Origin of the sequence: Gordonia hydrophobica NBRC 16057 (assembly GCF_001592365.1) — a bacterium.
Lineage (GTDB): Bacteria > Actinomycetota > Actinomycetes > Mycobacteriales > Mycobacteriaceae > Gordonia > Gordonia hydrophobica.
In genome coordinates, this window is the sequence record NZ_BCWU01000004.1 from 326,297 (window position 1) to 351,397 (window position 25,101).

Genomic DNA, 25,101 nt, shown 5'->3' on the forward strand with positions numbered 1-25,101 from the left:
TGCGCACGGAAGCAGGACCGCCGTCGGTTCGAGTGTTCGGCCGGCAGGGGTTATGCGGATCGACGCCGAATCGCCGTGAGTCGGCCCCTTGGGTTGGAGTCACTTCTCGGGTCGGCCCCTGGGGTAGTGGGCCGCGTCCCGGATCGGCTCCTTGGGTTGGAGTCGCGTCTCGAGTTGGCCCCTTGGGTTGGGGCCGGGCGATGCGGGTGATCCAGTGCCGGGCCTTCGGGCCGGCGGCCTGTCCTGCGACGTCGCCAGACCACCCGGTCCCTCTGGGTTTCGGGTGTGTCTGGCGGCGGGGTGACTGCTTGCGTCGGGTTCGGTGTCGTGCGTGTTGTCCACCGTCTGCGGTGCGTCTGTTCTCCTGCTCGGTGATCCCGGGCCGGAGGCGATGCTCCGCTACACATTTCAGGGTGCGTTCCCCATCGGGGCGTGCTCAGCCAGGATTGCGGCCCGTATCGGGTCGTGTTCGCTAAGGAAGGCAAGGGGGATTGCCGTGGCTATTGTCGACGTCATCACTGAATTCGCTGATGCGCTCATCGAAGCGCTCAGCCCACCCACTCTCGCTGCACCCGGGGGAGAACTCGCATCCTTGTGTGCGTCTCCTTCGACGGTCGGTTTCGATGACGCTGTCATCGGGCAGACGATGGTGCAGTTGACTCGGGTGGTCAATCTCGCTGGGACGGCGATGTCGGGGTTGACCGACGCCGCCGGACGGGCCGGACTGCCGGCTCGGAAACGAGTCAAAACCAGCACCGACCTGCTCAAGCAGTTGGGGATCACGCCGGCAGCCGCCCATCGATACGCGCGGACCGGGCACGCAGCTCACACGATGCCGGGCGTGATGGTTCACGCACGAACCGGCGGCGTTCCGATCGAACAGCTCGATGCCATCGGGAAAGGCATCTCCTTCGTCGGCAAGCGGGTTCCGCTGGATGAGGATCGGCGCGCGGATCTGGCTCGGCGACTCTCCTGCCAGGTCACGCCGGCGGATGTGTCCCAGCGGGCTCGGGAACTCGCCCTGGAATGGGCACCCGAGATCGACGAGACCGATCCCGATGCGGTACCGATCGCCGAAAACTCCGATCTCAATGAGATGACGTTGGTGACCGGGGACGACGGCCGCACGACCGGGACGTTCGATCTGGATGCGCTGACCGGCGAAGAGCTCAATCAGGCGCTCGATCCATTGTGTAAGCCGATTCCGCAGCCGGACGGCTCACGCGATCCACGCAACGCTCAGCAACGTCGCGCTGATGCGCTCGCGCACGTCATCCGCACCTACCTGAACGGGAAGGAGCGGCCGACCGTGTCGGGAGGGGTTATTCCGCACGTCACGATGATCGTTCCGACGCAGTGCGGTGACGGCACGAGCGCACCGGGTTCGGTGCCCGAGGGTTCGTCGCAGGTCGCCTCGCTCGGTTTCACCGGCCCGGTCTCCCCGGCGACTGTCGGACTGGTCCTCTGCGAGGCAGCGATGCGCCGCGTGATCCTCGACCAGAATTCCGCACCGCTGGACGTCGGCCGCGAGCATCGTCTGGTGACCGCGGGCCTCCGGCGGGCGCTGGAAGCCCGCGACCGAGGTTGCGCGTTCCCGGGCTGCGGACGCCCGATCTCCTGGACTGACGCCCACCACTGCACCCCCTGGTCAGAGGGCGGCGACACCGCGATCGACAACTGCGTCCTGCTCTGCCGCATGCACCACACCCTGATCCATCAAACCGGCTGGGAAGTGTTCATCGGCCACGATCGGCACCCGTGGTTCCGCCCGCCTCTCGACCCGCAACACCCGGACCGCCGCCGCGAACCGATTCGCTCCAACGCGAGAAGGACGATGACCTCAGCGCCAACGGCGGCAGCGTAACCACAGCGGAAGCCGTACGACGCAGGAAGCAGCGCGGGGAGGGGCGGAGTGGTCACGACCGCCGAGCCCTCCGCAGGGACGAGGCGCTAGCCGAGGAGCGAGGACTGCCGAGGTGGCGTGACCACTCCGCCCCTCCCCGCGCGGGCACAACCCTTCACGCCGCTCCCCACGCGGGCGGGAACCACCCGCACGAGACGAAAGACCGCCGACAACGCAGGTCCGCGCTCGGCCCACTGCAAGCGGGGCCCGACGTACTACCCCGTCTCGCCGGTCTTCTTCTCCGCCGCAGCCTTTTTGCGTTCGATGTCGGCGAGAGCGCGCTCGTACTCGGCGCGCTGCTCGGCACCCGCCTCCCAGGCCGCTTTGCGATCCTTGACCACGCGGGCGGGAGCACCGACCGCGATCGAGTAGTCCGGGATGACACCGCGGACCACCGCATGCGCGCCCAGCACGCAGCCGCGCCCGACAGTCGTGTTGCGCAGGACCGTCACTTTGGCGGCGACCCACGTGTCGGGACCGATGCGAACCGGTCCCTTCGCGATGCCCTGGTCTTTGATCGGCAGTTCCAGGCTGTCAGTGACGTGATCGAAATCGCAGATGTAGCACCAGTCCGCGACCAGCGTCGAGCCGCCGATCTCCATGTCCAGGTACGCGTTCACGACGTTGTTGGCGCCGAAGACGGCCTTGTCTCCGATTCGGAGACTGCCTTCGTGGCAGCGGATCGAGTTGCCGTCGCCGATGTGGACCCAGCGACCGATCTCCATCCGCGCCAGCTCCGGGGTCGCGTGGATCTCCACGTTCCGACCGAGAAAGAGCATGCCGCGGAGCACGATGTGCGGGTTCGCCAGGCGGAAGCGAGCGAGGCGGTAGTAACGGACCAGGTACCACGGTGTCCACGCTCGATTCCGCTTCACCCACCGCAGCGAGTCCAGGGTGAGAAACCGGACTTGCTGCGGGTCGCGGCGTCGTCCGGCGCGCCAACGAGAGCGATACGACGCGTTCCACATGGTGGTCATGAAGACAAACACTAAACGACCACTCGGCGCCGTCGGCCTGCAGCAGGCGAAAGCCGTGGCACTCAGACCAGATAGAGTCGTGCGCGGACGCGACAGCCGTCGCGGACGACGACCGGATCGGAGCACGATGACCCAGGCAGCACGACGCCGCATGCGCGCATTCCTCCGCGCCGCCGTCCTCGGAGCGCTCACTGCCCTGGTCGTCACCTCCTGTTCCGACGGTCACCTCGATGTGCGGTCGGTGCCTGCTGCGGGCTGGTCGTCGTACGGCGGCAACAGCGCCAACACCAATCTCACCTACGCGCAGCCGTCCGCGGATCTGACGCTGTCGTGGTCTCGGTCGATGGGCGGCCCGATCACTGCCCCGATCACGATGAACGGCGGCGGCGACGTCATCGTGAACTCCCGCACCGCACGCGGCTGCAACATGACGGTCCTCGACAATCGCGCAGGGCGCAAGAACTTCTGCCAGCGACTGACCGACGGGTTCTGGGGCAACGCGGCTCTGGTGGACCAGTTCAGCCAGCCGTACATCGGCGAGCCGGGGCTGTTCCTGGCGCTGACCGGCGGCGGAGCCACTCGGTGGCGGCACCAGGTCCCCGGCACCGCCACGTCGGCGAAGTTCGCCGGTCCCGGCCGGGTGCTCGTCACCACCACGCAGGGGCGGGTGATGATCCTGGACTCGCAGAACGGCGACCTCGCCATGCCGGAGCTGAACCTGTGGCGCACCACCGCCGAGGATCCGTCCGCGGGCCTGAACGAGTGCGTGACCGGCGGTCCCGGGTGCGCCATCTCCGCGCCGCCCGCCGTTGACTGGGGCCACGAGCGCATCATCCTCAACTTCTTCCCGCAGGGCGCTGAGACGGCGCAGCTGAAAGCTCTGACGTACGGCTTCGACGGCGAGCACCGCGCGCTCACCGAGCAGTGGACCGCCGACCTGCCGCAGGGTGTGGTGGGCCCACCGGTCGTCTCGAGCGACGGCGCGACCGTGTACGCCTTCGCCCGCGACCACAAGCTCTACGCACTCGACGCCGCGACCGGGAAGACCCGGTGGAGCCACGACGTCGGGGACGCGGGCTTCGCGACCATGAGCGTCTCCCCCGACGGCGTGATCATCCCGGCGGGCAAACTGGGCGCTCCGCTGACCATCCTCAAGGACGAGGGCGACAAGGTCGCCGAGATCGCCCGCCGCGACGATCTGCAGACCGCAGGCCTGTCGACGATGACCACCTCGGGCACCGCGTGGACCGTGGTGCGCAGCGGTACCGATCAACATCTGGAACTGCTTGAGATAGACACTGCGTCCGGCACGACCAAGCGGACGCTGCCGATGCCCGACGCGAAGGGTTTCGTCACGGGCATCGCCGTGTCACCGAGCGGACAGATCGGCGTCGCGACCTACGCGGGCACCGTCTACTACTACGCGGCGAAGCGCTAGCTTTATGCACGCACGCCGGGCTCGCAGAGGAACGCGGTCCCGGTGCGCCCGATCCGCGTCATGATCAGGGCCAGCGGTCTGGAACCCTTGAGCTTCAGTCGCTTTCGGAGCCGGTCGGGATCCACGTCGAGCCCCCGGACGAGGATCTCGAGGCTGCCGCAGTCATGCGCCGCCAGTGCACTGCGGAGAATCCGCTCCGAGACGCCGAGTCGGTCGATCACGCGGAACCCGCGTTTTCCCACGGGGACTCGATCACCGGTGAGGTACGCGATCTGCGGATCCAGCTGTCGGAGCGAGTGCCGGTGGGCGTAGTGCCGCACCAGCCCGGCACGCACCACCGCACCGTCCGGGTCGACGATCCACTCCCCGACCTCGGGCCCGTCGATCTCATCGGGATCGTCGCTCGTGATCTCGTAATCGTCGCCGTCGGACCGCAGGACGGTCGCACGGCGCGACGGCCGCGTCACTTCGCTCCACAGGCAGGCTTCACGCACACCGCCGTCGAGGGAGACCACCTGAACCTGCCCTTCGAAGCCGAAGCGGTCGCGCAGCAGACGGTAGTCCAGTCCGGGCGCGCACTTCACCACCAGCTCGCGGCCCGCGTACACCGACAGCAATTCCAGCAGCGGCGGATCCAGTTCGTCGAGCTTGAACGTACGACCGCGCGCATTCCGCCGGGCCGGGTCGGCGATCACCACGTCGGCCGTCGACATCGGAGCGAGCGCGTCGGCCCGCGCCAGCAACCACGGTGCCGCCGTGTCGGTGAAGTGCAGGTTGTGATCGGCCATCGCCAACCGCACCGGATCGATGTCGCTGCCGATCACTCCGCCGATTCCCGGCGTGGAAGCCAAGGCCATGAGCTCGGAGCCGATGGAGCAGGTGACGTCGTGCACGACGGCACCCGGCAGGCGAGCTGCGATGTCGGCGGCGCGGTGTGCCGCCACCACGGACGCGGTGGCCTGCTGAAGTGCCATGTCGCTGGCCAGCAGCCGATCCGGGTCGGCGAGCTTGCCGACCGCCTTGCGGCGCGTACGGACCGTCTCGACGAGCGCTGCGGCGCGGTCCCCGTACCGGGCCCGCAGATCTGGCATCTCCTTGAGCAACGCGTCCGGGGTCAGCGCGAAGTCGCTGACCACCTGGAGCGCCTTGGCGCCGTAACGCGAGCGGAGGAAGTCGACGTCGTCGGCACTGAACTCATATCCCACTGAACTGTTGTCCCACTCGCGGCCGACTCCTGATCTGACGTCCACCCACGGAACGCGATCTCACCCTATCGAAGGTCCGGCGCGGGTTCGCGTTGACGGGTCTGCGCGACCGAATAGAATTCCCCGCTCAGCGGCGGCATCGACGGTACGACGACTGCCTGCGCTGAGCGGGGAACTTCATCCGGGTATCGGCGTCTACTTCTCCGGTTTCACACCAGTGATCAGCACGTTGTAGAAGAACTTCGGCGGCACGATCTTGCGCAGCACGTTCTCGTCGAGCCAGGTCATGCGCTTCCAGCCGCCGAACGCGAAGCCCGCCCAGCCCCAGCCGAGCTTCTCCGCGGGCACCGCGGCCTCGAAGGTGCGGACCGGCCAGCCCAGCATCGCGGCGGCGAGCTCCTCGGCGGCCGACTCCACCTGCACCGCACCGGCGCTGGTGGCCAGACGCTCCAGATCCTCCGGCGAGAAGGTGTGGATGTCGACGACGGCCTCGAGCGCAGCGGCGCGCGAACTCTCGTCGAGTTCTTCCTGCGGACGGCGCCAGCCCTTCAGCGGGCCCAGTTTGGTGATGTTGGTGGTGGCCCACCAGGTGGCGCGGCTGAGCCAGCGGGCATAGAAGTCGCCGTGGGTCGACGGCTCACCGGCGAACACGAACCGGCCACCCGGCTTCAAGACGCGCAGCACTTCGCGCAACGACTTCTCGACGTCCGGAATGTGGTGCAGCACAGCGTGTCCGACTACGAGATCGAACGTGTTGTCCTCGTACGGGATCGACTCGGCGTCGGCGACGCGACCGTCGACGTCCAGGCCGAGGTTCTCCGCATTGCGCAGCGCGACCTTCACCATGCCCGGCGAGAGGTCGGTGACCGACCCCTTCTCCGCGACACCCGACTGCATCAGGTTGAGCAGGAAGAAGCCGGTGCCGCAGCCCAGTTCCATGGCGCGACCGTACGGCAGCGGGGCGTCGGGCAGAATCTTGTCGAGACGACCGCGCGCGTAGTCGATGCAGCGCTCGTCGAAGGAGATCGACCACTTCTCGTCGTAGGTCTCGGCCTCCCAGTCGTGGTAGAGCACCTGCGCGAGCTTGGTGTCCTTCAGCGCCGCCTCGACCTGCTCCTGCGTGGCATGCGGGTTCGGCGCCGGGTCGACCGGATCGTTGGTGGTCGCGCCCGAGTCGGGGGTGTTCTGATCGTCGATGGCGGTCATGTGTTCGCGTCCTACTTTCCGGTGAACTCGGCCTTGCCGGGGCCGTTGGCGACGAACGACTCCATGCCGATCGTTCGGTCTTGGGTGGCGAACAGGCCGGCGAACACCTGCTCCTCGATCTTCAGGCCGGTCGCGAGATCGACCTCCAGGCCGGAGTCGATCGCGGTCTTGGCTGCCGCGAGTGCCGCCGAGGCCGCACCCGCGAACTGTCCCGCCCACTTGAGCGCCTCGTTGTAGACGTCGTCGGGCGCGACCACCTGGTCGACGAGGCCGATCCTCAGTGCTTCCTCGGCGCCGACGAAGCGGCCGGTGAAGACCAGATCCTTGGCGCGGGACGGGCCGATCAACCGGGCCAGGCGCTGCGTTCCGCCGCCACCGGGGATCACGCCCAGCAGCACCTCGGGGACGCCGAGCTTGGCATTGTCGCCCGCGATACGACGATCGGCGCCGAGCGCCACCTCGAGGCCGCCGCCGAGCGCGTACCCGGTGATCGCGGCGACGGTCGGCTTCGGGATCTCTGAGATGGCGCCGATCGCCCGCTGCAGACGGCTGGCGATCTTGCGGATGTCGGCATGCGACATGTCGAGCATCTCTTTGATGTCGGCGCCTGCGGCGAGCACCTTGGGTCCGCCGTAGACGACGACGGCCTTGATGTCGTCGCGCAGGCTCGCCTCGTCGGCAGCCGCCGCGAGCTCGTTCTGAACCTGGCGGTTCAATGCGTTCATCGGCGGGCGATTGAGCAGAATGGTTCCGACGCCGGGGTGTTCCTCCGACGTCTCCAGCGTGACAAACTCAGCCATGAGGGCAGGCTACCGGTAAGTCAGGTCTGCAAACCAACCGGGCAGCACGCAACTGACACGTGCATACGCCCGGTGGCACGTAGGGTGACAGCATGGCTGACGACGCCGTCGTACTGCATGTTCCCGGTCCCGACGGGGCGATGCGCGACGTGCGCATCAGCAGCCCCGATCGCATCTACTTCGCCGATGCCGGTCTGACCAAGCTCGACATCGCACACTATTACCTCGCGGTCTCCGCAGGCATCACCCGCGCCCTCGCCGAGCGTCCCTGCATGCTGCACCGTTTCCCGAAGGGCACGGCCGAGAAGAAGGTGCACCAGAAGAAGCTGCCCGCGGGCGCCCCCGACTGGATTCAGACCGTCGACATCTTCTTTCCCCGCTACTCCCGCACCGTGCAGGAACTCTGTGTCACCGAGCCCGCGGCCGTCGTGTGGGCGGTGCAGATGGCGACCGTCGAGTTCCACCCCTGGAACTCCCGCCGCGGCCGCGTGGAACAGCCGGACGAATGGCGTATCGACCTCGACCCGATGCCCCAGGCCGACTTCGCCCGGGTGCGGCGCGTCGCACACGCGGTGCACGAGATCCTCGACGAGCTGGGAATCGTCGGTTATCCGAAGACCTCCGGCGGTCACGGATTGCACATCTACGTCCGGATTCGACCCGAGTGGGAGTTCGGCGACGTGCGGCGCGCCGCACTCGCATTCGGCACAGAAGTGGTGCGGCGCCTCCCCGACGACGCGACGGTCACCTGGTGGCGTAAGGATCGCGATCCCTCCGCCGTCTTCATCGACTTCAATCAGAATGCGCGCGACCACACGATGGCCGCCGCCTACTCGATCCGGGCCAACGCTCGCGCGACGGTGTCGGCGCCGCTGCGGTGGGACGAGATCGACGATGCCGAGCCCGACGATTTCACCGTCGCCACGATGCCCACGCGCTACGCCGATCTGGGCGACCTGCACGCCGACATCGACAGCGAGGCGTTCGGACTCGACGCGCTGCTGGAGTGGGCCGAGCGGGACGAGAAGAGTTGACCGGTAGAGGAGTCGACGTGGGGCTGACTACGCGTTCGTGTTTTTGAGTTGATCCATTCGACCGTCGCCGAGTGAGGCGAGGTACTCGTCGGAGTCGGCGAAGCGCAGTCCCTCGATCCCAGACCGATCGGCGATCGACGGCTCGATCGGCGTGATCTGGTGGTCGGCGGCCATCAGGTCGGCGACAGTCGAATATCCGGCGATCACCCGCAGTTGCGACCAGGTCGGCGGAAGCAGAAAGTGGTTGCCGTTGTTCCAGGCGGCGAGCGCCCCCGTCGCGGTGAGCCACACGGTCTCCGACGCCTCGGACGTCTCGCCGTCGGCCGACTGCCCGGCGGGCAACTCGGCGAGGAAGAACCGGGTGTCGTAGCGGCGAGTCTCGTTCTTCGGGGTGATCCAGTGCGAGAGCGGCGCCAACAGGTCGGTCCGCAGCACCAGATCGTGCTCATTCAGGAACTGCGCGAACGAAATATCCTTGTTCACCAGGCGCTCCCGCTCCCCGGAGAGTGCAGACGGGTTCGGGTGCACGTCGTCGGCGGAACCAGCGAGCAGCACTCCGCACTCCTCGAACGTCTCGCGGACTGCGGCGCACACGAGCGCCCGCGCGGTCTCGACGTCGGTGCCGTACTGCTGCGCCCACCAGCCCACGTCGGGGCCGACCCAGCTGATCTTTGCGTCGCGGTCGCGGTCGTCCACGCCGCCGCCGGGGAACACCGTCATGCCGCCCGCGAACGCCATCTGCTTGACGCGCCGCTGCAGAAACACTTCGATCCCCTGGTCCGCGTCGCGGACAAGGACCACCGTGGACGCGTCGCGCAGCGGGACCGGCGCCGATTTGCCGTCTGTGAACATGTGCACCCTCATTCTGATCGAGATCAACCGAGCTTGCGTTCGGTCGGTCTTTCCTCATACTCGCACACGCGAGAATCGCGCTCAGCGCCTCCCGACGTCAGCGGGCGCACATCCTCACTCCGCGCGCCGGTGCCCGCCCGCAGTACGACCGCGTCGCGCGAAGTATCGGCCGTCGTCCTCGGACAACACGATGTTCTGGCGGAACGCCGCCGTGAGGTTCTCCTCGGTGAGCGTCTCCTCGAGCGAACCCTGCGCCACGACGCCGCCCTCCGACAGGATCAGGACGTTGGTGAAGCCCGGCGGGATCTCCTCCACGTGGTGCGTGATGAGCACCATCGCAGGCGAATCCGGATCGGCGGCGAGGACGCTCAATCGGTTGACGAGTTCCTCCCGGCCGCCCAGGTCCAGTCCGGCGGCGGGCTCGTCGAGCAGGAGGAGTTCGGGATCGGTCATCAGACCGCGAGCGATCAGCACGCGTTTGCGCTCCCCCTCCGACAGGGTGCCGTACGTGCGATCCGCCAGATGCTCGGCGCCCATCGACTCCAAGATGTCCGCAGCCTGCGCGCGATCCATCTCGTCGTACTGCTCCCGCCACCGTCCGAGCACCGAGTAGCCGGCGGAGATCACCAGGTCGGACACCAGCTCGCCGGCAGGCACCCGCGCCGCCATCGCCGAACTGACCATGCCGATCCGGGTGGAGAGCTCGCGGACCTCGACGCGACCCAGTTGCTCACCGACCACGAACGCGTCGCCGCGGCTCGGGAAGTCCATCGCCGCAGCCATGCGCAGCAACGACGTCTTGCCCGCCCCGTTGGGGCCGATGATCACCCACCGCTCGTCGAGTTCCACCTGCCAGTCCACCGGTCCCACGAGTGTCTTGCCGTCGCGGATGAGCGAGACTCCGCGGAAGTCGATGAGCAGGTCGGGGTCAGCAATCAATTCGGTCACGCCTCCATGGTGCCGGATGCCGATCCGCTTTCGGGCATGGGAACGCAAATGTGGGGAATACCCCGGTGCGGAATACAAACGGGGCGCACACCGCTGCACTAGGCGTGACCGATTCTTCCCCTGATCTCGTCGTGCCCGATTCCGGGACCACTCCGCGCGTCCCCTTCTCGCTTCTCGACCTCGCACAGGTCGGGTCGGGCGAAACCGTCCGCGACGCCCTCACCCACTCCCGCCGGATGGCAGAGTTCGCCGACACCACCGGCTATGAGCGCATCTGGTACGCCGAACACCACAACATGCCGACCATCGCCTCCGCGGCGCCCGCCGTCCTGGTGGCGCACATGGCCGCGCACACCTCCCGGATCCGCCTCGGCGCCGGCGGCGTGATGCTCCCCAATCACTCGCCGCTGGCGATCGCCGAACAGTACGGCACTCTGGCCGAGTTGTACCCCGACCGCATCGACCTCGGTCTGGGCCGAGCTCCGGGCGGTGACCCCGCCACCTTCAGCGCGCTGCGTCGCACACCGGCCGCCTCCGAGCACTTCCCGGCCGACGTCGTCGAACTGCAGCGCTACTTCGCAGGCACCACGGTGCACGGTGTCCGCGCCGTGCCCGGCGCCGGAACGCACGTGCCGCTGTACATCCTCGGCTCCTCACTGTTCGGCGCGCAGTTGGCCGCCGCACTGGGGTTGCCCTATGCGTTCGCCTCCCACTTCGCGCCGCAGGCCCTGGACCAGGCCACCTCGCTGTACCTGCGGGAGTTCCGCCCCGCAGCGCTCCCGGACGGCGGCGAGTCCGAACCGTATCTGATGGTCGCTGCGACGGTGATCGCCGACGACGACGCCGAGCGCGCCTACGAGCAACTGCGGGTCGCCAAGATCCAGCGGATCAAGTTCCTGTTCAACCGCGGCCGCAACCTCACCACCGCGGAGGCGGAGATGCTGCTCGACGGCCCCCAGGGCGCCCAGGTGGACGAGATGCTGCGCTGCGCCGCCGTCGGCGCCCCCGATCAGGTGCTCGCGCAGCTCGACGACTTCGCCCAGCGCACCCGCGCCGACGAACTCATCCTGGCTCCGCTCGCGAACGACCGGGAGGTCTGGTTCGGGACGGTGGAGAAGCTGGCGCCCGCCCCGGTTCGCTGATCGCGAGTCGCGGGCCGGGCGGCTGTCGTCCCGACCCGCGGTCCCGGCACTACTCGACCGACGTCAGCGCGGGAAGCGCGTCGCGATGACCGTCACCGAGCCCGGCGCGATCTCGGTGAAGCCGGCGTCGCGCACCGCTGCGGCGGTCCCGGCGTCGGCCGCGGCGGTCAGCTGCGACCAGCGCTCCACGTCGGCCTGACCGACGTCGAGCGGGCAGCCCGCCGCCGCCCAGACACGTGCTTCGTCGAGCGAGAAGAGCGCCGCGCCGAGCATCGACGCATGGCCGACCTGCGCCGCGGTCTTCCCCAGCGACATGTCCAACGTCGGATTGAGCCACAGGCCCAGTCCGTCGCGGCCGTCAGGCGCCGCGGGGATCGGCTCGCCGTCGACGTCGGTCCCGCCGATCTGCAGTTTGGTGATCCGCCGGTCCACGTCGCCGACGCGGCTCGGCACGAAAGCCCGCGCCTGTGCCCCCTCGTGATCCACCGTCACGCCCCACAGCCCCTGGACGTCGTCCCACTGTTTTCCGCGGGCTCGGCGGGCGATCTTCCGAATGCGCGCATCGCACCAGGCGTCGAGGCGAGGCGCCCACGGGCCGTCGTTCTCGGCGCGCTCGTCCAAGCAGACCAAGACGGCCGCCTGCGCGGCCGCGATCAGCAGTGCGCGACGATCCGGCGGATCGGCCTTTTCGATGCGCAGCACCATCTGCATGGCGAGAACATCGTCACGGTCGACGGGATCCTCGCCGCCGCCGACGTAACCGACGAGTCGTCGGTACACGTCGTCGAACACGTCAGGAGTCCAGCGGCACGCGACGCAGGCTGCCGTCCTCGATGTCCGCCGCCTCGATCTCGTCGCGCGTCACGCCGAGCATGAACAGGACCGCATCCAGGAACGGATGATCCAACGTGGTGTCGGCCACCTCGCGGAGCGCGGGCTTGGCGTTGAACGCGATCCCCATCCCCGCGGCGGCCAGCATGTCGATGTCGTTGGCGCCGTCGCCCACCGCGACGGTGTGCTCCATCGGGACCCCGACCTCGGCGGCGAACGACCGGAGCGCCTCCGCCTTCCCCGGCCGGTCGATCACGGCGTCGATGACCTTGCCGGTGAGCACGCCGTCGACCACCTCGAGGGTGTTGGCGCGGACGAACTTGATGTCGAGTTCACGCGCCAGCGGCTCGATGACCTGAAGGAAGCCGCCGGACACCAGACCGCAGTGGTAGCCGAGCCGGTTCAACGTCCGAATGGTGGTGCGTGCGCCCGGCGTCAGTTGGATCGTCTGCGCGACGCGGTCGATCACCGATGACTCGAGGCCTGCGAGCGCTTTCACCCGCTCGTGCAGCGACTCGGCGAAGTCCAGTTCGCCGCGCATGGCCGCCTCGGTCACCGCCGCCACCTCGGCTTCGCGACCGGCCTCGGCGGCGAGCATCTCGATCACTTCCCCCTGGATGAGGGTGGAGTCGACGTCGAAGACGATGACGCGCTTGGCACGACGGCCCAGTCCGCCGCGTTCCACGGCGATGTCGATCGGGAATCGGGAGGCCACGGTGACCAGGCCGGCCCGCAAGGCGTTGTCGGCGGCCTCGGTGTCGTCGACGGTCACCATCAGTTCCAGCCCGGTGAGCGGGTAGTCCGCCACACCGCGAATGGTGTCGATGTTGCCGCCGCAGCCCGCGACCTCCGCTGCGACGGCCTGGAACGACGCCGCCGACACCGGCGACCCCAGGATCACGATCGCGTGAGTCGACAGCGTGCGACCGTTGCCGACCGCGTCGACGACCAGTTCCACCGCCATCCCGCGCGACCGCATCGGCATATCGACGGCGTCGAGGACCGCGGCAGCCGAACCGGTCGTCGAGACCAGGACACCCAGCGTGAGGTGGTTGTGAATGACGACTTGTTCGACGTCGAGCAGATCGACGTCGGCGGCCGCGAGTGCGCCCATCAGCGACGAGGTGACGCCGGGCCGGTCCGAGCCGCTGACCGTGATCAGAATGGTGCGTTTCTCCACACCTGAATTATGGTCTACGTCGAATCCCGCCGCCCGGTCGGGCTGCGGCCCCATCTGGCAGTACGAAAGATCAGGCCCGCCCGAGGAAGAACCTCGGGCGGGCCTGATCAACAGAGGGGGACGACTACACGTCGGCAGTCTCGTGGTGCTTTTCGCTGCCCCAGCCGACATGGGCTTCCGAACGCATGCGTTCCACCATGTGCGGGTAGTGCAACTCGAACGCCGGGCGCTCCGAGCGGATGCGCGGCAGCTCGGTGAAGTTGTGGCGCGGCGGCGGGCAACTGGTGGCCCACTCGAGTGCGTTGCCGAAGCCCCACGGATCGTCCACGGTCACCACCTCGCCGTAGCGGTAGCTCTTGAAGACGTTCCAGGTGAACGGCAGGAGCGAGAGGCCGAGGGTGAAGGCGCCGATGGTCGAGATCACGTTCAGTTCCGTGAAGCCGTCCGACGGGAGGTAGTCGGCGTAGCGACGCGGCATGCCCTCGTTACCCAGCCAGTGCTGAACCAGGAAGGTCAAGTGGAAACCGATGAACGTGAGCCAGAAGTGCCACTTGCCGAGGGTCTCGTCGAGCATGCGGCCGGTCATCTTCGGGAACCAGAAGTAGATGCCCGAGAAGGTCGCGAACACGATGGTGCCGAACAGGACGTAGTGGAAGTGTGCCACGACGAAGTAGGTGTCCGACACGTGGAAGTCGAGCGGCGGGCTGGCGAGCAGAACACCGGTCAGACCACCGAACAGGAAGGTCACGATGAAGCCGATGGCGAACAGCATCGGGGTCTCGAACGTTATTCGGCCCTTCCACATGGTGCCGATCCAGTTGAAGAACTTCACGCCGGTCGGAACGGCGATGAGGAACGTCATGAACGAGAAGAACGGCAGCAGGACCGAACCGGTGACGTACATGTGGTGCGCCCACACGGCCACCGACAGAGCGGCGATGGCGAGGGTGGCGTACACCAGGCCCGAGTAACCGAATGTGGGCTTCCGCGAGAAGACCGGGAAGACCTCGGACACGATGCCGAAGAACGGGATGGCGATGACGTAGACCTCGGGGTGGCCGAAGAACCAGAACAGGTGCTGCCACAGGATCACGCCGCCGTTGGCGGGGTCGTACAGGTGCGCGCCGAACTGGCGGTCCACCTCCAGGCCCATCAGCGCCGCGGTCAGCAGCGGGAAGATCAGCAGGATCAGGATGCTGGTGACCAGGATGTTCCAGGTGAAGATCGGCATGCGGAACATGGTCATACCGGGTGCGCGCAGGCACACGACGGTCGTGATCATGTTGACCGCGCCCAAGATGGTGCCCAGACCGGCGACGCCCAGGCCCATGATCCAGAGGTCGGCGCCGACGCCCGGCGCGTGCACGGCGTCGGTGAGCGGCGTGTAGGCGGTCCAGCCGAAGTCAGCAGCGCCACCCGGGGTGAGGAAGCCACCCAGGACGACGAGGTTGCCGAACAGGAACAGCCAGTAGCCCAGTGCGTTCAGGCGAGGGAAGGCGACGTCCGGCGAGCCGATCTGCAGCGGCAGGACGAAGTTGGCGAAACCGATGACGATCGGCGTCGCGTACATCAGCAGCATCACCGTGCCGTGCATGGTGAACAGCTGGTTGAACTGCTCGTTCGACAAGAACTGCAGTCCCGGCATGGTGAGCTCGGCACGCATGAGCAGCGCCATCAGACCGCCGACCATGAAGAAGGCGATACACGTGGCGATGTACATCTGACCGATCAGCTTGTGATCGGTGGTCGTGATGAGCTTGTAGAAGAACGACCCCTTGGGCTGGACGCGAGCCGGATACGGCCGCTCAGCCTCCACTCTGGTCGTCGGTTGGTCTACCGCGGTCACAGATTCCTCCTCCTCGGCGCCGCTGGTGGGCACCAGGCCTCACGGCCCAAACTCTGCTGCCCTAGTCACCTATGGCGCTTGCGCTACGTACTGATCGTAAACCAGAGCGACGTGCAGTTCCGACCGGGTCCTACGATCTGTCGTAATTACAAGATAGCCCTGTCTGATCGCCGCAGGTAGTCCCCTTCTGCAGCAGTCTTTCACCGGGCGCGTCGATGCTAGCGTGGGCGAGTGTTCTTCAAGCTCCCCACTTCTGCGCTACGCCGCACCGGCGCGCTCGCCGCGACCGCCGCACTGTCCGTCGGCCTCGGCGCGTGCGCGAGCGACGACGGGATTCTCCGCACGCCGGACGGATCGGTCATCAGCACCACCGTCACACGGATCGCCGAGGTCAACATCGTGAACGCCGGCCGCGATTACGCGAAGACGTGCTTGGCACCGACCGCACCCGATCCGGGCGCCACTGACGTCACCCGGATCGTCGTGACCGACCCGGCACTGCTCGATGCACTCTGTGCACTCGGCATGGGCGGCCAGGTCAAGGGAATCGTCGCACCCGCCGGATCGGTTCCCGAGTTTCTGGGTCCGCAGCTGACCGGGATCCCCGCGCTCGGCGACACGCCCGACGCCGCGGCGGTCACGAACGCCGCCCCGGACGTCATCCTCTCCTCCCCCGCTACCGCGAACCGGCTCGCCGCCCTGCGCGACACCGGTGCCGTCGGCGCCGTCCGCGTCGTGACCGTCGATCCGACGACCGAGTGGCAGACGTCGTTCCGCGCAGTCGCGGCCGCCGTCCACCGGTCGGCGGCCGCGCAGACCCGCCTGACCGAGTTCGCCGCCGAAGCCACCCGCGTCGGCCGCGTCATGGATGCGGCGCAGACACAGGTATCACTGGTCCGCTTCACGCCCGACGCCGAGCTGATCGAGGGCACGTCGTCGTTCGGTGCGCAAGTGATGGCGCAGGTCGGCGTCGGCAGGCCGGCGACACAGCGCGCCCCGAAAGCAGTGCCGGTCACCGATGCGAACTACACCGACGCCGACGCCGACCTCATCTATGTCGCCTTCCAGGGCCCGCAGGGCACCGAGCGCGGTAAGGAGGTCCTGCTCAGCGATCGGTGGCTCGACATGGGCGCCCCGACCTGGAAGCGCGTCCTCAACGTCGACGACACCGTCTGGTTCTCCGGTTCCGGGTTGGCTGCCGCCTGGCTGGTACTCAACGACGTGAAGAGCTCGCTCAACAGCAGTTCGTCGGGGTGATCGCACCGCTGCGTGTCCGGTGGGTGTCGGGGCTGGGCCTGGCCGTCTGGCCCGACGCTCCCGCCGAGGCCGGAGAGGTGTTCGGCGCCGTCGTTGAGGTGCCCGCCTCACTGGCCGATCTCCTCGCGGAGCGCCGACTTCGGCATGCCGTCGACCTCGGAGGCGACGGAACCCGGCAGTATCGGCCGGCGACGGGTCTGGGAGTGCCGAGTGCCGTCGAACTGCTCGACCGGTGCGAGCACCTGCCCGTCGGCGGCGACATCGCCTTCTACCGCTATCTACTGGCCGGCGTCCGCGCATACATCTCCTCGGGTGCGGTGGCCCCGAGCACGTGCCTGGCGGGTGGGGAGTACGAAGTCCGCTGGGTCGCCGTCCCGACGCCTGCGTGGCGTAGTTGGCTGGCGGTCGCGCACGCCTCGGCGCCACCGCTGATCGCGGCCGACGCCGCCGCGGTGACCGACTTCGTCGACCAGGCACTCGACCACGAGTGTCGGCGTCGGCTGGCTGCGGCACGCCGGTCGTCGAGCGTGCCGGTGATCGCCGGGCTCGCCGACCGCGCGCCGACGCTGCTCTCCGCCGATGCCGGGCCCCGCAGCCTGCAGTCGTGGCAGGACTGGGTCGGTACCGCAGGGCCGGGTACCGCCGCGGTGGTGCTCCGACTGCACACTCCCGACGACGACCCGGATGAGCCGCCGCTCTCTCCCGCGCAGGTGCGGTGGCGACTCGAGGTCTGCAGGCAGACCCCGACCGGAGAGCTGGCCCCGGCCGTCCCGCATCGGCTCGATCCGCACGAGCTCGACGCCGTCACCACCGAGCTCGCGCGGGCGACGGTCGCCTTCGGTGAGTTGAGCCGCGCCGAAGCCGACCCGCACAGCCTCGATTTCCTGCTGACGACCGGCGTCGTCGACGAACTGTTGGGCGGCGGCGTCGCCGATCTGCAGGCCGCCGGGATCACTGTGCTGCTGCCGTCGTCCATCGCCGCGGTGACCCCGACGCTGTCGATCCGGTCCGAGCAGGTGCCCGGCGGCGGGTCGCGCCCCGGTTTCGTCGGCCTCGACGAGATCTCCGACTTCGAGTGGCGGCTTGCGCTGGGCGACGTCGCCGGCGGGCACGACCTCACTCAATCCGACATCGACGAACTGGCCCAGCAGAGCGGCGACCTGGTGCGACTCCGCGGCAAGTGGCTGCGCGCCGAGGGCGCGGCGCTGCATCGGGCGGCCTCGTTCATCGCGGCGCAGCGCGCGCTCGCGTCCGCGGATGCGCGGCCGACGATGGCCGAGCTGCTGGCGCTCGTCACCGATCGCGATGGCGCGCTGCCCGTTCCGCTCTCGGCCGTGTCCGGCCTCGGGTGGCTCGACGACATCGCGGACGGCGGCGTCTTCGCTCCGCCGCAGCTCCCTGCGCCGTCTCGCCTCCGGGCGCAGCTGCGGCCCTACCAGCAACGCGGCCTGGAGTGGCTGGCCGCGCTCGGCGGCATCGGCGCTGGCGGCGTCCTCGCCGACGACATGGGTCTCGGCAAGACAGTGCAGGTCATCGCGTTGCTGACGGCGAATCGTGAGGGATCGGCGGATTCTCCGCCTGCACTCGTGGTCTGCCCGATGTCGGTCATCGGCAACTGGAGTCGCGAACTGGCGACCTTCGCACCGCATCTGCGGGTGCTGGTCCATCACGGGTCCGGCCGGTCCGCGGACCGCATCGCCGTCGACCGACCGGACGTGGTCCTCACGACCTTCGCGACGCTCTCCCGGGACCGTGTCGCGCTGGCCGCGTCGGCGTGGGCAGAACTGGTGGTCGACGAGGCCCAGCATGTGAAGAACGTCCACACGGCCGCGGCGAAAGCTCTGCGCGCCATCGGCGCCGCGCAGCGAATCGCGCTGACCGGCACCCCGGTGGAGAACCGCCTCGAGGATCTGCGCGCGGTGATCGATCTGGTGAATCCGGGCATGCTCGGGACCGCCTCGTCGTTCCGCGCACGATTCGCCGAACCGATTGAACGCGACCGTGATCCGCGTGCCGTCGCTCGACTCTCCGCGGTGACGCGGCCGTTCATTCTGCGGAGGGAGAAGACCGATCCGGCGATCGCCCCCGACCTGCCCGCCAAGACCGAGTTGCTGGTGCGGACCAACCTCTCCAGTGAACAGGCCGGTCTGTATCAGGCGGTGCTGAACGAGCTGAACGAGGCGCTTGCCGACACCAGGCAGAGCGGGCCGCGTCGGCGCACCGTCCTCGCCGCACTGACCCGCCTCAAACAGATCTGCAATCATCCCGCCCACTACCTGGACGACGGTTCCGCGATGCTGCGCCGCGGCAGGCACCGCTCGGGCAAGGTGGAGTTGCTCGTCGACATCCTGACGACGGTGATCGCCGACGGGGAACGAGCCCTGGTGTTCACCCAGTTCGCCGCCTTCGCCGAGCTGCTCTCGCAGTGGCTGGCACCGGTCCTCGGCACCGACGTTCCACTGCTGCACGGCGGCAGTTCCCGCGAGCAACGCGACGCGATGGTGTCTCGATTCGCCGAATCGGACGGCCCTCCCGTTCTTCTCGCGACGCTCAAAGCAGGTGGCACCGGGCTGAACCTGGTGGCCGCCAATCACGTGATCCATGCCGATCGCTGGTGGAATCCGGCGGTGGAAGATCAGGCGACCGATCGCGCCTACCGCATCGGTCAACAGCGCAACGTACAGGTCCGGAAGTTCGTCTGCGTCGGAACTCTCGAGGAGCGCATCGACGAGATGATCACCGCCAAGCGGGAACTCTCCGCACTGACGGTCAGCACCGGGGAGTCCTGGCTCACCGAACTCGACGACGACACCCTGCTCGACCTGCTCGCCTTGCGCGACGAGGCGGTGGGCGAATGAGTCCCGGACGGTCTCGTCGCACCAAACCCGCGGTCCGCGGCTACGGCATCACCGGCTGGTCGCGCGCATTCGTGAGCGTGATGGAGGCAGGAGCCGATCATCGTCGGATCACCGGTGCGCGCCGATACTTTCGCGATCGGCACGTCGACGGACTGCAGATTGCGCACGGATGGGTCACCGCGTCGGTCCGCGGCAGTCAGCTCGACCCGTTCGACGTGCAGCTGGAGACGCGAACGGTCGACCCGGCGACCGTGATCGACCTGCTCCGCCGCACCGGAGACGCCGATGCGCTCCTCGAGTTGGCACGGGGTGAGCAACCGCCCGCACTCGGCGATCTGATCGCGCCGACCGAGCCCGCCGACGTCGTCTCCGACTGCACCTGCCCCGACGACGCACCGCGGTGCACCCATGTCCTGGCGGTTGCATTCGAGGTGGCCGCCGAGATCGACCGGCGACCGACCACGCTCCTGACGGTGATGGGCACCGATCTCCCCGAGCTCCTCGCGGCGGCCCACGACGGCGATGCGCAGCCCGCGGACGTGGAGTCGGCGCCGCTGACCGTCGACGATCCGTTCGGCGATCACCGACTGCCGCCGCCGGCGCCATCGTTCCCCACTCTCGACGCCCTCACCGAACTGGATCCGGCGATGCTGCGTCAGGCCCTGCGTGCCACCGGCGTTGCGATGACCGAGGTCGCGGAGGCGCTCGACGATCTGGCGATCTACTACGACGTGCTGACGCGACGTCAGTGAGCTGGGGTCGAATCCGATTGCGACGGCAATGCGGACGCCCGTTCCAGCAGCTCCGGAGCCATCTCCGTCGACGCGACCATCTTGATGATCACCTGCAGATACTTGGCCGCGACCGCCTCGGGGGTGTCCGGACCGCTGGCGCGGAACCATCGCGGCGTGCCCTGCATCATGGCGAATGCGCCGCGGGCCACGAAATGACTGTCCGCTACGTCGAACAGGCCCGCCTCCTGCCCCTGTTCGATCAACTCGATGAACTGGTCGCCCACCGCGTTACGCCGCGCCACGTACACCGCGAACGCCTCCGCACCCAGAAACCGCGACTCGGGATGCAGCTTCGCCAGGTCTCTCCTCCGCGACTCGTGCAGACTCACGGCAGTGACGAAATGGCAGAACTGAGTGAACAGATCGTCGCCGGCGTCGGCGAGCGCTCCCTGCAGATGCATCTGCAGGTCGTCCATCCCGACCTCGAGGAGGGCGCTCAGGATCCCTTCTTTGCTTCCGTAGTGGTAGTACAGCGACGGCATCGAGACGCCGACCCGACGAGCGATGTCACGGATCGACGCCCCGTGGTACCCGTTGGACTCGAACGCCTCCAACGATGCCGTCAAGATCGGCGTGAGCGGAAGATCGTCGTAGTGACGCCAGTCGATCGACGACTCGGTTACCGCACCACTCGACATCCCGCACCTCCCTGCTGATCTCTGACCACTCTATCGACCGATCGCCGTCTGGTCGGCACACTGTCACCGCCTTTCGGCGTCGGAGCGAAGGTCGAGCACGATCTTCCCCGTCGACGTCCGGCTCTCCAGCAGCCGGAGCGCATCCGCCGCTCGGTCCATCGACAGGACAGTGGGCTCTGGAATGCCGAGGTCGCCCGATTCGAGTAGCGGATGCAGAGCGGCCCACTGCCGGGAGGGGTAGCCCGGATCGACGCGGATGTACTCGCCCCAGCCCGCACCGACGACCGATCCGTTGTTCATGAGCAGGCGATTCACCTTCACCGTCGGAATGGAGCCGCCGGTGAACCCGAGGACGACTGCCCGGCCACCGATGGCGAGGCTGCGAAGGCTGTCGGTGAAGCGGTCGCCGCCGACGGGGTCGATGACGATGTCGACTCCTCGGCCGACGGTGATCTCCTTCACCGCGTCTTTGAATCCGTCGACACGAACCACGTGGTCGGCGCCGTTGTCCTCGGCCACCGCAGCCTTGGCGTCGTTGCTCACCACCGCGATGGTGGTCAGTCCGAGCGCCGACGCGACCCGAAGTGCGGCGACGCCGATTCCGCCGGCCGCACCGTGGACCAGGACCACCTCGCCGGCCCGACACCGCGCTCGTTCATCGAGAGCGAAGTGGACGGTCAGGTAGTTCATGACGATCCCTGCCGCGGCTGCCAGAGACACCCCGTCCGGCAGCGGGAAGACGGCGGTCGGATCCAGCGTCACCGTCTGCTGCCAGGCGCCGTCGAGGGCGAGGACGGCGACCCGATCCCCCTCACGGACTCCGCTTCCCGGCGGCGCCGACCGCACCACGCCCGCGCCTTCGACGCCCAGGACGCACGGCAGGTCGGCGACCATCTGGTAGCTCCCCATCGTTCTCAGGAGATCCGGAAAGGACACCCCCGCCGCAGCGAGATCGACGACCACCCGGCCATCGGCCGCGTGAGGTTCATCGACCTCGACGAGGCGCAGACCGTCCGGACCCACGGCTTCCACCAATTGAACTGCGTGCATCACTACTCCGTCACTTCCGGATTCGACTGGATCGCCGGGCCACGTCCCGGTGCGATCGCGGACGACGCGACCCTGCGAGATCGTGTCGGCCCACGTCAACGACTACCACCTTCGTATAACGAGCGCTAGATAAAGACAATGGTTGACGCACGCCACAGTGACGGGTATCTCTATAACGAGCGCTAGATAGTCTGCTGCGAACCGAAAGGAAATTCGTGTCCATAGACGAATCGATCTCGATTCCCCTCACCCATCCGGAGGCGACGGTGCCGCGCCACGCCGCCCAGGTCGTCGGCGACGCACTGATCGCCCGGACCAGCTGCCGCGCCTTCACGCACGAATCGGTGCCGGACGAGACCATCCGCGCCATCCTCACGATGGCGCAGCGCACGGCGTCGTGGTGCAACAGTCAGTCCTGGCAGGTCGCCGTGACGCGCCGCGACGGGACCGAACGCCTCCGGAACGCGCTCTACGCCCATGCGGCTGAGCATGAGCCGACCTCGACCGACTTCCCGTTTCCCGCGGAATACCGGGGCGTTCATCGTGACCGTCGTCGCGAGAGCGGTTTTCAGCTGTACAACGCGGTGGCGATCGAGCGCGGAGAGAAGGAGCGCCAGCGCGCACAGATGTTGGAGAACTACCGGTTCTTCGGTGCGCCGCACGTCGCGGTCCTCCACGTCGACGAACAACTCGGCCCCTATGGCGCCGTCGACTGCGGCGCCTACGTGAGCACCTTTCTCCTCGCGGCCACGACGCACGGCGTCGCCACCATCGCGCAAGCTGCGCTGGCCGCGTACCCCGACGTGCTCCGGACCGAACTGGGCCTGAGCGACGACCGGAAGATCGTCTGCGGCATCTCGTTCGGCTACGCCGACTCGCTGCACCCGGTGAACGGATACCGCACTTCGCGCGCGGACATCGACGACGTCGTCGACTGGATCGATCGATGACGACGACTGATCTCTCGACCGCGCGCGTCCATACCTGCCGACTCGAGCACGTCCTGCTGATCCGGATGGATCGTCCGGCGAAGAAGAACGCGGTCGATGCGTCGATGACGACCGAACTCGACGCCGCGCTGAATCTTCTGGAGGACGATCCCGACCTGCGCTGCGGCGTCTTGAGCGGCGGTCCGGACCACTTCAGCGCGGGCACCGATCTGGCCTCCGGTCCCGGGCAGCCCACCGCACGCGGCGGCGGCTACGGAGTCGTCGGACGGCGTCGGCGCAAGCCTCTCATCGCGGCCGTCGAAGGCTTCGCTCTCGGCGGCGGGTTCGAGATGGCTTTGGCGTGCGACCTGATCGTGAGCGGTCGCACGGCTCAGTTCGGGCTGCCCGAGGTGACGCACGGTGTCGTCGCCAACTGCGGCGCACTCTTTCGCGCTCATCGCGGCGTACCGCTCAACATCGCTCGGCAGCTGTTGCTGACCGGACAATCCATCTCTGCCGACCGCGCGCTCCAGTACGGACTGGTCAACGAGACGGTCGACGACGGCGACGCCGAACGCGCGGCACTGGCGATGGCCGACTGCATCGCAGGCAATGCGCCGCTCGCCGTCCAAGCCTCCCTGCAGGCGTGCGACGCCTATGTTCACCGGTCCGACGCGCTCGGCTGGGAGCTGACGGCCGTCGCCGACGCCGAAGTGCGCGCCTCCCGCGATCTCCAGGAGGGCGTCCGCGCGTTCTTGGAGAAGCGGCGACCGCGCTGGTTCGGGCAGTAGCCGAACCCTCCCCCGACATTCAACTCCCATCCCGATCATCACAGTCGCTACGATCTTCGCAGCCAGGACCAGAAGGACGATTCCATGGTTTCCCCTCCGACACTCGAAACACCGGCCTCGACCAGCGACGAGCGAACCGCGCGGAAAGCAGGCATCGCGGCCGCACTCGCCACCTCACTCGAGTGGTACGACTTCTACATCTACGGCACCGCCGCAGCGCTCGTGTTCAACGAGACGTACTTCGCCACCGACAGCGAAGTCGTCGCCGCGGTCAGTTCCTTCGCCACCGTCGCGGTCGGGTTCATCGCCCGTCCGATCGGCGGCGTGGTGGCCGGTCATTTCGGCGACAAGGTGGGCCGCAAGCCCGTGCTCGTCGCATCGACCCTCCTCATGGGGCTGGCGACGGTGCTCATCGGCTTCGTTCCGGAGACCTCGACCGTGTGGCTCGCGCCGACGCTGCTCGTGATCCTCCGCATCACCCAGGGCCTCGCCGTGGGCGGGCAATGGGGCGGCGCCGTCCTGCTGGCGACCGAGTACGCGCCGCCTCACCGACGCGGGTTCTACGGGAGTTTCCCCCAACTCGGCATCCCCATCGGCCTGATCCTCGGCAACGGCATCTTCCTGGTGCTCACGTGGCTCACGTCGCCCGACGCGTTCATGGCGTGGGGCTGGCGCATCCCGTTCTGGATCAGCGCCGTCATCGTCCTGGTGGCGATGGGCATTCATCGGTATCTCGAGGAGACTCCGGAGTTCCAACGCGTCGAGGCCAAGATGGCGGTGAACACGCCGCGTCGATCCCCGGTCATCCAGGTGCTCCGCCACAACTTCAGCACGGTGGCGCTCGCCGCAGGCACGTACCTGATCGGCATCGCGATGTTCTACCTGACGATCACCGGTTCGATCCAGGTTGCGACGACCAATCTCGGGATGAGTCGTTCCGACACCCTCTGGATCGTCTTGGTCAGCGCGGCCGTGTTGATTCCGCTCGGCCCGCTGTCAGCGCACCTGTCTGATAAGTACGGTCGCAAACTGATCTACGGAATCGGCATCGCCCTGATGGGCGTGTGGGCGATCCCGATGTGGCTGCTCATCGCGCACGCCGGCCCGGGGACCACCTGGCCGTTGGCCGTCGCCCTCATCATGTCGTGCGTCGCCATGGCGTTCCAGACCGGTCCTCAGCCCGCGTTGTTCGCGGAGATCTTCCCCGCTGAACTCCGCTACTCGGGCGCGACTCTCGGTTATCAGTTCGCGGCCATCGTCGGCGGCATGTCGCCCATGGTCATGGTCGCGGTGATCAACGGGCAGGTGGACAACATCTGGCGCATCGGCCCCGTCCTGACGCTGCTCGCGGTCATCGCTCTGGCCTCGCTGTACGCCCTGCATCTCCGTCAGGCCCGGACACCGTCCGCCGCGTGAGTCCAT

Annotated in this window: 21 protein-coding genes; 10 read left to right on the top strand and 11 right to left on the bottom strand. The window is 67.9% G+C overall.

Annotated features, from left to right (window positions below; translation table 11 throughout):
* The first annotated feature begins 496 nt into the window (after nt 1-496).
* Nucleotides 497-1,864 (top strand): HNH endonuclease signature motif containing protein, encoded by a 1,368-nt coding sequence (locus GH2_RS09330; RefSeq protein ID WP_066166310.1) that lies wholly within the window; start codon nt 497-499, stop codon nt 1,862-1,864.
* Nucleotides 1,865-2,118: 254 nt separating this feature from the next.
* Here GH2_RS09330 and GH2_RS09335 read toward each other — a convergent pair whose 3' ends face one another.
* Nucleotides 2,119-2,880 (bottom strand): acyltransferase, encoded by a 762-nt coding sequence (locus GH2_RS09335; RefSeq protein ID WP_066166314.1) that lies wholly within the window; start codon nt 2,878-2,880, stop codon nt 2,119-2,121.
* Nucleotides 2,881-3,007: 127 nt separating this feature from the next.
* Between GH2_RS09335 and GH2_RS09340 the strand changes: the two genes are divergently transcribed.
* On the top strand, nt 3,008-4,318 hold the full coding sequence (locus GH2_RS09340) for an outer membrane protein assembly factor BamB family protein (protein WP_066166316.1): 1,311 nt from the start codon (nt 3,008-3,010) through the stop codon (nt 4,316-4,318).
* A 2-nt stretch (nt 4,319-4,320) separates the two neighbouring features.
* Here GH2_RS09340 and GH2_RS09345 read toward each other — a convergent pair whose 3' ends face one another.
* The 3 genes from GH2_RS09345 to GH2_RS09355 form a co-directional block, all read right to left on the bottom strand.
* On the bottom strand, nt 4,321-5,523 hold the full coding sequence (locus GH2_RS09345; protein WP_066166619.1) for a THUMP-like domain-containing protein: 1,203 nt from the start codon (nt 5,521-5,523) through the stop codon (nt 4,321-4,323).
* Nucleotides 5,524-5,718: 195 nt separating this feature from the next.
* Nucleotides 5,719-6,729, bottom strand: a complete 1,011-nt coding sequence (locus GH2_RS09350; RefSeq protein ID WP_066166319.1) for a class I SAM-dependent methyltransferase — start codon at nt 6,727-6,729, stop codon at nt 5,719-5,721.
* Between the two features lie 11 nt (nt 6,730-6,740).
* Entirely contained in the window at nt 6,741-7,529 is a 789-nt protein-coding gene (locus GH2_RS09355; RefSeq protein WP_066166322.1) for an enoyl-CoA hydratase/isomerase family protein, read from the bottom strand.
* A 92-nt stretch (nt 7,530-7,621) separates the two neighbouring features.
* Here GH2_RS09355 and ligD point away from each other — a divergent pair, with 92 nt between their 5' ends.
* Nucleotides 7,622-8,563, top strand: coding sequence for a non-homologous end-joining DNA ligase (ligD, locus tag GH2_RS09360; RefSeq protein WP_066166325.1), 942 nt, complete (start codon nt 7,622-7,624; stop codon nt 8,561-8,563).
* A 27-nt stretch (nt 8,564-8,590) separates the two neighbouring features.
* Here the strand turns inward: ligD and GH2_RS09365 are convergent, their stop codons facing one another.
* Together GH2_RS09365 and GH2_RS09370 are read right to left on the bottom strand one after the other, a co-directional pair.
* Complete coding sequence (locus GH2_RS09365; RefSeq protein ID WP_066166328.1) at nt 8,591-9,415, bottom strand: NUDIX hydrolase; 825 nt, start codon at nt 9,413-9,415, stop codon at nt 8,591-8,593.
* A gap of 114 nt (nt 9,416-9,529) precedes the next feature.
* A complete protein-coding gene (locus tag GH2_RS09370) occupies nt 9,530-10,363 on the bottom strand; it encodes an ABC transporter ATP-binding protein (RefSeq protein WP_066166331.1) in 834 nt (277 codons plus the stop codon).
* A gap of 104 nt (nt 10,364-10,467) precedes the next feature.
* Here GH2_RS09370 and GH2_RS09375 point away from each other — a divergent pair, with 104 nt between their 5' ends.
* Nucleotides 10,468-11,505 (top strand): LLM class flavin-dependent oxidoreductase, encoded by a 1,038-nt coding sequence (locus GH2_RS09375; RefSeq protein WP_066166334.1) that lies wholly within the window; start codon nt 10,468-10,470, stop codon nt 11,503-11,505.
* 63 nt (nt 11,506-11,568) lie between these two features.
* Here GH2_RS09375 and GH2_RS09380 read toward each other — a convergent pair whose 3' ends face one another.
* The 3 genes from GH2_RS09380 to ctaD form a co-directional block, all read right to left on the bottom strand.
* Nucleotides 11,569-12,297 carry a peptidyl-tRNA hydrolase gene (locus tag GH2_RS09380; protein ID WP_066166337.1) on the bottom strand — a complete coding sequence of 243 codons (729 nt, stop codon included), beginning with the start codon at nt 12,295-12,297 and terminating at the stop codon, nt 11,569-11,571.
* 1 nt (nt 12,298) lies between these two features.
* Nucleotides 12,299-13,570 (bottom strand): phosphoserine phosphatase SerB, encoded by a 1,272-nt coding sequence (serB, locus tag GH2_RS09385; protein ID WP_066166340.1) that lies wholly within the window; start codon nt 13,568-13,570, stop codon nt 12,299-12,301.
* Between the two features lie 70 nt (nt 13,571-13,640).
* The gene (gene ctaD, locus GH2_RS09390; RefSeq protein ID WP_066166344.1) at nt 13,641-15,362 is read right to left on the bottom strand and encodes an aa3-type cytochrome oxidase subunit I; all 1,722 of its coding nucleotides are present in this window, start codon (nt 15,360-15,362) and stop codon (nt 13,641-13,643) included.
* A gap of 231 nt (nt 15,363-15,593) precedes the next feature.
* On the opposite strand from ctaD, the gene GH2_RS09395 reads away from it, so the two are divergent.
* From GH2_RS09395 to GH2_RS09405, 3 genes are read left to right on the top strand one after another with little or no spacing between them, the layout of a single operon-like run.
* Nucleotides 15,594-16,619: an ABC transporter substrate-binding protein gene (locus GH2_RS09395; RefSeq protein WP_066166351.1), complete on the top strand. Its 1,026-nt coding sequence runs from the start codon at nt 15,594-15,596 to the stop codon at nt 16,617-16,619.
* Nucleotides 16,616-19,477, top strand: a complete 2,862-nt coding sequence (locus GH2_RS09400) for a DEAD/DEAH box helicase (RefSeq protein ID WP_157086045.1) — start codon at nt 16,616-16,618, stop codon at nt 19,475-19,477. The genes GH2_RS09395 and GH2_RS09400 overlap by 4 nt, the downstream gene beginning before the upstream one ends.
* Entirely contained in the window at nt 19,474-20,229 is a 756-nt protein-coding gene (locus GH2_RS09405; RefSeq protein ID WP_066166354.1) for an SWIM zinc finger family protein, read from the top strand. Before GH2_RS09400 ends, GH2_RS09405 begins: the two co-directional genes overlap by 4 nt.
* Here GH2_RS09405 and GH2_RS09410 read toward each other — a convergent pair.
* Nucleotides 20,223-20,909, bottom strand: coding sequence for a TetR/AcrR family transcriptional regulator (locus GH2_RS09410; RefSeq protein WP_066166357.1), 687 nt, complete (start codon nt 20,907-20,909; stop codon nt 20,223-20,225). The genes GH2_RS09405 and GH2_RS09410 overlap by 7 nt on opposite strands.
* Nucleotides 20,910-20,972: 63 nt before the next feature.
* A complete protein-coding gene (locus GH2_RS09415) occupies nt 20,973-21,959 on the bottom strand; it encodes an NADPH:quinone oxidoreductase family protein (RefSeq protein WP_066166624.1) in 987 nt (328 codons plus the stop codon).
* A 215-nt stretch (nt 21,960-22,174) separates the two neighbouring features.
* On the opposite strand from GH2_RS09415, the gene GH2_RS09420 reads away from it, so the two are divergent.
* The 3 genes from GH2_RS09420 to GH2_RS09430 all read left to right on the top strand — a co-directional run bounded on the left by GH2_RS09420 (nt 22,175) and on the right by GH2_RS09430 (nt 25,095).
* Nucleotides 22,175-22,909, top strand: coding sequence for a nitroreductase (locus GH2_RS09420; protein WP_307825361.1), 735 nt, complete (start codon nt 22,175-22,177; stop codon nt 22,907-22,909).
* Complete coding sequence (locus tag GH2_RS09425) at nt 22,906-23,679, top strand: enoyl-CoA hydratase-related protein (RefSeq protein ID WP_066166359.1); 774 nt, start codon at nt 22,906-22,908, stop codon at nt 23,677-23,679. The genes GH2_RS09420 and GH2_RS09425 overlap by 4 nt, the downstream gene beginning before the upstream one ends.
* Nucleotides 23,680-23,763: 84 nt before the next feature.
* Nucleotides 23,764-25,095 (top strand): MFS transporter, encoded by a 1,332-nt coding sequence (locus GH2_RS09430; protein ID WP_066166361.1) that lies wholly within the window; start codon nt 23,764-23,766, stop codon nt 25,093-25,095.
* Nucleotides 25,096-25,101: the final 6 nt, after the last annotated feature.

Excerpts from the sequence above, each read along its gene's own strand:
- GH2_RS09425 (WP_066166359.1), top strand. The coding sequence starts at position 22,906 with ATGACGACGACTGATCTCTCGACCGCGCGCGTCCATACCTGCCGACTC.
- GH2_RS09405 (WP_066166354.1), top strand. The coding sequence starts at position 19,474 with ATGAGTCCCGGACGGTCTCGTCGCACCAAACCCGCGGTCCGCGGCTAC.
- GH2_RS09335 (WP_066166314.1), bottom strand. The coding sequence starts at position 2,880 with ATGACCACCATGTGGAACGCGTCGTATCGCTCTCGTTGGCGCGCCGGA.
- GH2_RS09355 (WP_066166322.1), bottom strand. The coding sequence starts at position 7,529 with ATGGCTGAGTTTGTCACGCTGGAGACGTCGGAGGAACACCCCGGCGTC.
- GH2_RS09430 (WP_066166361.1), top strand. The coding sequence starts at position 23,764 with ATGGTTTCCCCTCCGACACTCGAAACACCGGCCTCGACCAGCGACGAG.
- GH2_RS09350 (WP_066166319.1), bottom strand. The coding sequence starts at position 6,729 with ATGACCGCCATCGACGATCAGAACACCCCCGACTCGGGCGCGACCACC.
- GH2_RS09415 (WP_066166624.1), bottom strand. The coding sequence starts at position 21,959 with ATGCACGCAGTTCAATTGGTGGAAGCCGTGGGTCCGGACGGTCTGCGC.
- GH2_RS09340 (WP_066166316.1), top strand. The coding sequence starts at position 3,008 with ATGACCCAGGCAGCACGACGCCGCATGCGCGCATTCCTCCGCGCCGCC.
- ligD (WP_066166325.1), top strand. The coding sequence starts at position 7,622 with ATGGCTGACGACGCCGTCGTACTGCATGTTCCCGGTCCCGACGGGGCG.
- GH2_RS09365 (WP_066166328.1), bottom strand. The coding sequence starts at position 9,415 with ATGTTCACAGACGGCAAATCGGCGCCGGTCCCGCTGCGCGACGCGTCC.
- GH2_RS09410 (WP_066166357.1), bottom strand. The coding sequence starts at position 20,909 with ATGTCGAGTGGTGCGGTAACCGAGTCGTCGATCGACTGGCGTCACTAC.
- serB (WP_066166340.1), bottom strand. The coding sequence starts at position 13,570 with ATGGGGCCGCAGCCCGACCGGGCGGCGGGATTCGACGTAGACCATAAT.